The organism is Natrinema hispanicum, from assembly GCF_900111485.1.
Classification (GTDB): Archaea; Halobacteriota; Halobacteria; order Halobacteriales; family Natrialbaceae; genus Natrinema; species Natrinema hispanicum_A.
The window spans coordinates 1-6807 of record NZ_FOIC01000062.1 but is presented as its reverse complement, the minus strand read 5'-3'; the positions used below and the strand labels follow the sequence as shown (position 1 = coordinate 6807).

Below are 6807 nucleotides of genomic sequence, written 5' to 3'. Positions count from 1 at the left end.
CTTGTAGATCGTGCTGTAGTCGGGGAGGTTCTCTCGATCGAGACCGAGTACGTCACAAATCTCAGTCATGTACTTCAACCGATTCGGCGTTTCACGGTAGCTGTGACCTTCTTCGAGCCGAAAACAGTGTAGGACGACATGGACCCAGCGGGCGAACCCGCCGCTGGCGGGCTCGCCCGCGTGCTTCCCCAACGCTTGTTTGGCTAGGTCACGACACTGCTCAATGAAGTCGAGGAGATCGATTTCCATAGGACAGAATCGAATTCCTCGGCTTCATCCTTCTAAGCCAGTGATATCGGCTGATTAGATCGCTGTTCAACAGAGCACCACAATGTATAATTGTGTAGATGGAATGCTCAAGGAGCTCTTTTCTACTCCACCGGCACCAGAGGCTCAAATGGAGGTCAAGTTTAATTATCATAGGTATCGGATCACTGTCGAACAGAACGGTAACGCGAAGTTCGTGAAGACTGGATAGGTGCTCCTACAGATCAATACTCCGCCTGTACTTATCGCAAGGCGATTTCGGGAACAGCCCATCAATTACGGACTACTGGAAGTCATTTCCGATGCAACCGCGATCCGCACTGCGGTTGCACCGGTAAATCGTTATAGCAGACCGTATGAGTGACAACCATTAATGGAGCCAGTAGTTGAAGTTCGCCACTATGTCTCTATATTCACTCAGTGATGTTTAATTCGAGGTGAGTGATCAAGAGTGTACAAAAGGAGTCTCCGGCTCTGTTGAAATCCTTAGTGAGTTACAGGTTCCGTCGGTAGCTTGAGTAGATGCAGACCCTCCCAAAGTCTCGGTTGCTCCGGTTTGTCGAGGAAGCCTTTCAGTTAGCGCAACGTACCGTATCCCGATACTCCTCGAAGTTCTCGAAGCAACACTACACGCTCCATCAGCACATCGTTCTCCTGTGTCTCAAAGTGCGAAAGGATACGACGTATCGAACACTTCTCGACGAACTCATCGAGATGCCCCGTATTCGGAACGCGATCAATCTCACTGAACTGCCTGCCGCATCAACACTGTGCAAAGCGTTCGATAGACTTGATATGGCTGTCTGGCGAGTACTTCTCAATCTCTCTGTATCACTGCTCCCGACCAATGGCGTTGCGGGGATCGATGCTTCGGGATTCGACCGCAGTCACGCTTCCAAACACTACACGAAACGAGCCGAACTCACGATTCAGCAACTCAAAGTAACACTGCTAGTCGATTCCAAAGTGAACGCAATCCTGGATCTACACGTGACGACGACACGAAAACACGATAGCCAGATCGCTCCTTCGTTGATCAAACGCAACCCCGAGACTATCGACATCCTGCTCGGTGACAAAGGCTACGACGACCAGAAAATCAGACGGCTTGCCCGTCAACACGAGATTCGGCCACTAATCAAGCATCGTGAGTTCACATCGCTTCACAAGGCATGGAATGCGCGCTTAGACGCTGATCTCTACGGCCAACGGAGTCAATCAGAAACAGTTAATTCAACGCTCAAGCGGAAGTACGGCGCGTTCGTCCGTTCACGACGCTGGTGGAAGCAGTTCCGTGAACTCGCACTTGCGTGTATTGTCCACAATCTCGACCAAGCAATCTAACGACCAGTGCAAGTGATAAACAGCACACTGTGAGGCGACGGAGTGTCTGCTCCGAAGCGCTATGATTTCAGTTGAAAGAGCATGAGTTCAAAGTCTGGTATATCTGGATCATCATGTTGAAGTGGATATGCACCGTCATTCAGGTCCACACCATTATTATGTGCCTGTTGGATGATTTCACCCAGAGATTGACGGAGTTCTTCTTTCGTTGTCGGTCCTTGTCTTCCCATTATTAACGGATTGTCGCACAGGAGGATAATATCTGGGCATTGTGCACCATGGCGGGTTTAATCCGCAGTCTTCAGCGAACGACTGTTTCATGTAGTTTGAGAGGCCACGGCTCACTCTGTATTTCCCCTTTATTCAGTCAATTTCTCATCTCCAAAATCTGGGCCTTTACGTACGATATTGGCCTCTCTGTCCCATTCGACTAACCCAATGGCCTCTAATTGCTCGAGAGAGTGATCTTTGAGTTGGAGGCGGAGTCTGGCAACGTCCTCATCGGCAGAAACAGGGTCATGACGGTATGCATCTTCTGGAATGTTGTTCTCTGTCATGAGTTGCTATACTTCGGTTCTGAAAACGGATTAACCCCGAAGGTTTTCACACAGATTTGAAATTTGATTATCCGAGTGACAGCCAGCGATCCGCATTCAATATGCATGTGTAGTGTACAGTAGATTCACATGAATACATGTCTGAAGAAGAGGATTTCAACAGAGCCGAGTCTCCGTATATGCTCTAGGTGTGGGGCTGTGTATTCCGCTCTACGGCTCCCTGATGGAGGACTAACACGAGACAGAAATCGATCCTTTTGCCGATGTGGGAGCGACTCATTCGTCGAGTTGATAACAACGACTGAGTAGTATCTACTGGCTTCAAAGAACGAATAGGACGTTGCAAGCGCTACGGAAAGAACTACTGACAGAGGACTGGGCGACTATCGTAGTATGTCCACTCACCAACTGTACGAAGATGAAGGCCATAATATCTACACTGCTGACGAGGACCGCAGTCTGAGCGTCGCGATTGTAGAGGCAGTTGCGGAGTACGAGAGTATCAATGTGATGGAGCGGAAGTTCAAACTGTACGATAACATAAACCCATCAGCGCTCAATACGTTGTTCCAGTTCAATCAGGAGGGTACTATAACGGTCTCGTTCGCTGTCAGTGATTCCCAAGTATTTCTTCGAGACATCGGTAACGGAGTTGAGATTTGGGTTTCAAATTTCCCCTACGGCTAAACAGTAGCACCCTTCGTTACGCTCTCAGGCCGTAGACTCATAATAGCAAGTCCGTTCCCGATTCATAAGAATGCGCCACGACGAATTGCTGAATCTTCACGCGTTACTGCGGGAGATACGGAAAGACATGGAGCAACGAGGGGATACATCTCCGGACGCGTTCGCTGCGTATGACTATCAGCATACTCGTCCGATGCACCTGCACCGTACCAAGAGAGACCACAAGCGTGCAGTCCGATTACTCTTCTGGGGGATTATCCAATCAATCGAGTCGGAAAGCGATCCCTCCATAGTGCGCCGTTGAGGGAGTTTGTTCTACATTGCCACCTTATTCAAATAGAATTTTGCTGTATTTTTTGATAGCTGTTGCTAAGTCTATGACCTAGACTTACCGATTCGGAGAGCAAAGCAAGAATCCAGATGGCTTCCAATTTCGATTAGTCGATGTACTGGGATTCCCACTCACGGCGATCCTCAATCGCTTGTTCTCCCTCGTCTGTAATCGCGTAATAGTTCGTTCGCCTGTCGAGTTGTCCTTTCTCGACAAGGTTCTTATTCACAATCGTATCGAGATTGGGATACAGTCGCCCGTGGTTGATCTCTGAACTGTAGTACTGCTCGATCTCGTCTTTGACATCCTGTCCGGATGGCCTGTCAGCACCCGCGATTACGTACAGCAGGTCTCGTTGGAATCCTGTAAGGTCGTCCATGGGCCAGCCATTCAGGCGAGGTGATATTTGTTATTTCACACGTATGTAGCTGTAAGCACATCCAACTAGTCGATTCTTTATACCACTAGCTGACTCTTCTGTCTGCCACGACATCCAGAGACTGTGGTTGTAATAGAGTACTCGAGGGATCCGGCTCAGTATGCACGCTCAGCGGCCGAGCCCGTCTCACTCCGAATTCGAGAGAAGTTCACCGACGTACTGGTCTTCCCACTTGCGACGGTCCTCAAGTTCGCGTTGCCCACGCGCTGTGATCGTGTAGTAGTTCGTTCGTTTGTCGGCCTCGCCTTTCTCGACAAGCCCTTTGTCGACGACCTCGTCGAGATTCGGATACAGTCGTCCGTGGTGGACCTCGTTCTCGTAGTACTCCTCGAGTTCGTCTTTGATCGCGAGCCCATGTGGGTCGTTCTGGCCAGCAATCACGTACAAGATGTCACGTTGGAATGCAGTGAGATCGTACATATATGAATGTGAGTATATCGACTGATGAAGGTTCCGAGAGCAAGTGACTCCTTAGAAATTTCTCGTATGTTGAAGATGTGGGAACGACGAGACAGACTCGCGCACGGTCTGCGCCGAACAGGGGCCCAGGTACGGACGGGTTCTAGGCGGTGACTGAGAACCGATAGGCGACAGCATCGGTGTCAGGGCTCCTCGAGCAGTGACCGGGCACGTTGCACGTAGCTGTTTGCGTCCCAGCTGCGGGCACCGCTGATCTCGTCGAGAATAGCACGAGCATCGGCAGCTGACAGCTGTTCGGTGCGAACGAGTACCGAGAGCAGCGTCGGCGTCGTCACGAGCCGGGTATCGGCGAGCGAGGCGTGGACCAGGCCGAGTTGATTAAACTCATCACAGAGCAACAGTGTGGCGTCGAGGTCATTCGCGAGGGTGACAGCAGCGTTTTCGCCGTCATCAAGCGGAAATTCGGCGTCGAGATCGACCGATCGAGCCTCGAACATCTCAGTTCGGTCGAGGACGGTCGTTGCAGCCCGACCGTGTACGTCATCATACGAGGCAATCTCTCGGAGTTCCTCGATAACCACTGTTGGGACGATGATCTCGTAGCAGGACAGACAGAGCTCGAGTGGATCGGGGTCGTCGTCAGCAACGACCCCGAGACTCACGAGGGCAGAGGCGTCAGCGACGAGCGTCGACATTTATGCGTCGGCGACCTCGTCGATGAAGTCCTCGTCCAGTTGCTGTTTCAACACTCGGAGGTTCGCCGCCTCTTCGGCACCGACGAGCGCTTTGAGTTGCTCGAAGGAGATCTCGTCGTCGTAGTAGGCTGCTGCGATTTCCTGCGTGAGCGCGTCGTCATGGGCCGCCTCTTGGAGGTACTCTCGCAGCGCAGTCACGAGGATATCCGTCCGGTCTTCCCCGAGGACGTCTGCGAGGGCGTCGGTCCGGTCGATGAGTCGGTGGGGCGCCCGGAACTGGACGCGCTTTTTGTCGCTACTCATTATGTGTACATTGTGAGCCAGTCCACTTAGCAGTTATTGTGTGTACAATGTGAGCTACGTTCCTCTCACGTCGACGACCGGTCGGCCGATCGTCAGTCAGATACAATATGCTTCTCGAGGTCGCGCGTCCAGTAGGTGGCTGGCCCACCGGGACTACACCTTGCACACCGCTGTAGCGAGTCCTCGAGATGGCCGAGTTCGACGCGGAACCGCGTGAGCCAGGCGGGACCGAAGGTCCCGCTGGAAGCCGACGTGAAACGCCGGCGACACCAATCGTGTCGACGACCACTCCACACCCGTCGCAAGCGTGGTGGTCACGCTTGTCCGGATCCGGCCACGTCTGGAAGTCGTCACAGATCGGGTGGGAGACTCGCTTGTCCTGCCACCAAGTATTCGTGTTACCTGCTCCGATATCACTCCTACTTCCCGGTGTCGCCGTTGACGACAGCACGGTTCGCTCAAGAAGAAATGTAGCTGATTAACTGTGTGGCCACGTCCTCAGTCCGTTCGTCAACGAGAGCGGTCATATGGAATTCCACCTCTGTCGCACTGTTGAGGGTCGCGAGCGACCACGGAAGGACGTGACTTCGTTCCCCGAGTGGCTCGCCTTCGTAGTCGTCGTCGCGGAGCGTGAGCGACTCCTCATGGTAGGTCTTCGTGGAGATCAGGACGGTGATCAGCTGTACGCCGTGGTTCGGGAACCGAGGTGTTCCTAGAACAAGCATCGGACGGCCTTTGTCCGAGAGCGGATCGGTCCCCCAGATGATGTCGCCGCGTTCCAGTTCATCGAACGCGGTCACTGCACTTCCTCCATCTCGTCAGTTTTCAACTCCTCGAGATTTTCCTCGCCGTACTGCTCGTCTGCAGTCTGGTGGTGCTGATGAAGCCGGTAGGCGGCTCGAAGCCGGTCTTCGTTGTCTGTGATCGCCCAGTACGGGCGCTTGTGCCGCACAAGACCTCGTTCCTTCAGTCGCGAGAGGATGGCACTGACGGCGTCCGTATCCAGTTCGAGTTGGTCAGCGATCGTCGCCGCCTTCCACGCCCGGTCGTCGTTCTCATCGAGGAATAGCACGATCCGCTCGGTGTCGTTTCGTTCCTCGAATTCGTCGTCGTCGGCGTTCTCGAACTCGTCGATATCGATGGTGCCGCTCGACATAGATTACTGTTGGTAGCGTGGGTGTATAGCTATTTTGGGTGTTTGTTACTAGAGAAGCACACTCACATCTGAAGGCAGGTCAAACTCTGTTATTCACTTTGTCGGCGTCGTGATGAGGTGCTCCTCGAGATCACGCGTCCAGTAGGTAGCTGGCCCACCGGGACTACACCTCGCACACAGCCGTAGCGAGCCCTCGAGATGGCCGAGTTCGACGCGGAATCGCGTGAGTGCCGCGATCGTGTCGACAACGAACCCACAGCCGTCACAGGTGCAGTGATCGCGCTTGTCAGGGTCCGGCTCCGCCTGGATAGTGCAGTCGACACAGATGGGGTGAGAGACTCGCTTGTCTTTTCCCCAGGTATGTTCCTCACCGGCCTCGATGCCAGGCAGGGCGTCGCAGAAGGCACAGCCAGCGAGCGTCTGCTGCATCACTCACCCTCCTTGTCGGCGTTGTGGGCTGCCGTCCAGCCTTGATGGAAAACAGCAAGCTGAGTGCTCGAGTCAAAAGCGGTCCCACTTGGCTCGTGGACGAACACCCGCTTGCCAGGGACCGGCGTCACCACACCGTTATCGATGAGTTCCGTAACGAGCTGTCGGGCGGTTGTCTC

12 protein-coding genes and 4 pseudogenes are annotated in these 6807 nt (G+C 53.4%); 4 read left to right on the top strand and 12 right to left on the bottom strand.

Annotated features, from left to right (window positions below):
- Nucleotides 1-249 (bottom strand): annotated as a pseudogene (locus BSG09_RS19615) (IS5/IS1182 family transposase); the annotation flags it as partial.
- A gap of 79 nt (nucleotides 250-328) precedes the next feature.
- Here BSG09_RS19615 and BSG09_RS21055 point away from each other — a divergent pair.
- Together BSG09_RS21055 and BSG09_RS19610 are read left to right on the top strand one after the other, a co-directional pair.
- Nucleotides 329-478, top strand: a pseudogene (locus tag BSG09_RS21055) (HalOD1 output domain-containing protein); the annotation flags it as partial.
- Between the two features lie 311 nt (nucleotides 479-789).
- Nucleotides 790-1611 (top strand): IS5 family transposase, encoded by an 822-nt coding sequence (locus BSG09_RS19610; protein WP_092936125.1) that lies wholly within the window; start codon nucleotides 790-792, stop codon nucleotides 1609-1611.
- Between the two features lie 59 nt (nucleotides 1612-1670).
- Here BSG09_RS19610 and BSG09_RS21050 read toward each other — a convergent pair whose 3' ends face one another.
- Entirely contained in the window at nucleotides 1671-1841 is a 171-nt protein-coding gene (locus tag BSG09_RS21050) for a hypothetical protein (protein WP_175542270.1), read from the bottom strand.
- Between the two features lie 129 nt (nucleotides 1842-1970).
- Entirely contained in the window at nucleotides 1971-2168 is a 198-nt protein-coding gene (locus BSG09_RS19605) for a hypothetical protein (RefSeq protein WP_092936123.1), read from the bottom strand.
- Between the two features lie 393 nt (nucleotides 2169-2561).
- Here BSG09_RS19605 and BSG09_RS19600 point away from each other — a divergent pair, with 393 nt between their 5' ends.
- Nucleotides 2562-2855: a HalOD1 output domain-containing protein gene (locus BSG09_RS19600; protein ID WP_092936121.1), complete on the top strand. Its 294-nt coding sequence runs from the start codon at nucleotides 2562-2564 to the stop codon at nucleotides 2853-2855.
- 70 nt (nucleotides 2856-2925) lie between these two features.
- Entirely contained in the window at nucleotides 2926-3159 is a 234-nt protein-coding gene (locus BSG09_RS19595) for a UPF0058 family protein (protein ID WP_092936119.1), read from the top strand.
- 133 nt (nucleotides 3160-3292) lie between these two features.
- Here BSG09_RS19595 and BSG09_RS19590 read toward each other — a convergent pair whose 3' ends face one another.
- The 9 genes and pseudogenes from BSG09_RS19590 to BSG09_RS19550 all read right to left on the bottom strand — a co-directional run.
- Complete coding sequence (locus BSG09_RS19590; RefSeq protein WP_092936117.1) at nucleotides 3293-3565, bottom strand: PadR family transcriptional regulator; 273 nt, start codon at nucleotides 3563-3565, stop codon at nucleotides 3293-3295.
- 186 nt (nucleotides 3566-3751) lie between these two features.
- Nucleotides 3752-4045, bottom strand: a complete 294-nt coding sequence (locus BSG09_RS19585) for a PadR family transcriptional regulator (RefSeq protein ID WP_092936115.1) — start codon at nucleotides 4043-4045, stop codon at nucleotides 3752-3754.
- Nucleotides 4046-4227: 182 nt separating this feature from the next.
- On the bottom strand, nucleotides 4228-4740 hold the full coding sequence (locus BSG09_RS19580; RefSeq protein ID WP_092936113.1) for a hypothetical protein: 513 nt from the start codon (nucleotides 4738-4740) through the stop codon (nucleotides 4228-4230).
- Entirely contained in the window at nucleotides 4741-5043 is a 303-nt protein-coding gene (locus BSG09_RS19575) for a hypothetical protein (RefSeq protein ID WP_092933786.1), read from the bottom strand.
- 92 nt (nucleotides 5044-5135) lie between these two features.
- A pseudogene (locus tag BSG09_RS21485) lies at nucleotides 5136-5494 on the bottom strand (DUF7558 family protein).
- A 7-nt stretch (nucleotides 5495-5501) separates the two neighbouring features.
- Nucleotides 5502-5843 (bottom strand): hypothetical protein, encoded by a 342-nt coding sequence (locus BSG09_RS19565; protein WP_006648267.1) that lies wholly within the window; start codon nucleotides 5841-5843, stop codon nucleotides 5502-5504.
- The gene (locus tag BSG09_RS19560; protein WP_006648268.1) at nucleotides 5840-6199 is read right to left on the bottom strand and encodes a MarR family transcriptional regulator; all 360 of its coding nucleotides are present in this window, start codon (nucleotides 6197-6199) and stop codon (nucleotides 5840-5842) included. The genes BSG09_RS19565 and BSG09_RS19560 overlap by 4 nt, the downstream gene beginning before the upstream one ends.
- Before the next feature lie 93 nt (nucleotides 6200-6292).
- Nucleotides 6293-6628 carry a DUF7558 family protein gene (locus BSG09_RS19555; protein ID WP_092936111.1) on the bottom strand — a complete coding sequence of 112 codons (336 nt, stop codon included), beginning with the start codon at nucleotides 6626-6628 and terminating at the stop codon, nucleotides 6293-6295.
- Nucleotides 6628-6807: pseudogene (locus BSG09_RS19550) on the bottom strand (hypothetical protein); the annotation flags it as partial. The gene BSG09_RS19555 and the pseudogene BSG09_RS19550, both read right to left, overlap by 1 nt.